Source organism: Bradyrhizobium sp. 31Argb (genome assembly GCF_043638955.1).
Taxonomy (GTDB): Bacteria; Pseudomonadota; Alphaproteobacteria; order Rhizobiales; family Xanthobacteraceae; genus Bradyrhizobium.
Genome location: NZ_JBEGDB010000593.1, coordinates 1 through 1343, shown reverse-complemented (window position 1 = coordinate 1343; position 1343 = coordinate 1). Strand labels below are relative to the sequence as shown.

The 1343-nt window shown below is 61.6% G+C and carries 1 protein-coding gene; it reads left to right on the top strand.

Annotated elements, in window-relative coordinates; translation table 11 throughout:
• Positions 1-1343: putative porin (locus AAFX91_RS41685; RefSeq protein WP_394570345.1), on the top strand; the 1343-nt coding region annotated here is incomplete at both ends.

Sequence of the window (1343 nt, the reverse complement as noted above, 5' to 3'; positions counted from 1 at the left end):
CTGCTCAACCTCATGGTGAAGCGCAAGCTGCTCAGCGAGGATGAGGCGCAGTCGCTGATCAAGCAGGCCGAAGACGAAGCCTATGTGTCGCGGCAGGCCTCCAAGGACGCCTCCAGCAAGGCGGATGAAGCGGCGAAGGCGGCGACCGCCGCCGCGGCTGCGGCCAATCCGCCCGGAACCCGGCACGTCACCTACGTGCCGGAGATCGTGAAGCGGCAGTTGCGCGAGGACATCAAGAAAGAGGTGATGGCGAAGGCCGAGAAGGAGAACTGGGCCTCGCCGGGCATGTATCCGGAATGGGCGCAGCGCATCCGCTTCTACGGCGACGTGCGCGCCCGCTATCAGGGCAGCTTCTTCCCGACCGGCAACGATCCGGGCCTGTACAATTTCAACGCAGTCAACTCAGGCTCGCCTTACAATCTGGCAGCAGACAACCTCACCCCTTTCCCGTCGTACAACACCTATCAGAACCGCAACCAGGTGCGGCTGCGCGCCCGGCTCGGCATGGACGCCGACCTCACCAACGGCTTCGCGGCGGGCTTGCGGATCGCCACCGGCGAGAGCAACTCGCCGGTCTCGACCAACCAGACCCTGGGCGGCAGCGGCTCGAACTTGTCGAAATATTCGATCTGGCTCGATCGGGGCTTCCTGAAGTATCAGCTCCCGAACGAGGCTCTGATGGCGTCGGTCGGGCGTTTCGACAATCCGTTCTGGTCGCCGACCGATCTGGTCTGGTACCGCGAGCTCGGCTTCGACGGTTTCGCCGTGCAGGCCAAGCAGGAGGTGATTCCGAACGTCACAGCGTTCGGCGTCCTGGGCGCGTTTCCGATCTACAATACCGACTTCAACGTGGGTACCAACGCGCTTTCCATTGATGGCGGAAAGCTTCCGAGTCACGACAAATGGTTGTTCGGCGCCCAGGCCGGTTTCGCTGCACGGTTCGACCCGGTCTCCGAGTTCCGCTTCGGCGTAGCCTATTACGATTTCGAGAATGTCCAGGGACAGCCCTCGGCACCTTGTTCTGTATTGAACGTCTCGGACAATTGCAGCTCAGACCTGACGCGCCCACTCTTCGCACAGAAGGGCAACACTTATGCGGCGTTGCGCAACATCATCTCGGACAACTTGAACAACCTCGGAACGATCAATCAGTTTCAGTACTTTGGGCTGGTGCAGAAATTCCAACCGGTGGTCGCCAGCGCCTCGCTCGACCTCGGCGAATTCCATCCGTTCCATATCATAGTCGACGGCGAGTTCGTCTGGAATTCGGCCTTCAATCGCGCGCTGACGGTCGCCGGCACCGGACTTACGGCGCTCCCGACCAACGTCGCCGGCTACGCCAT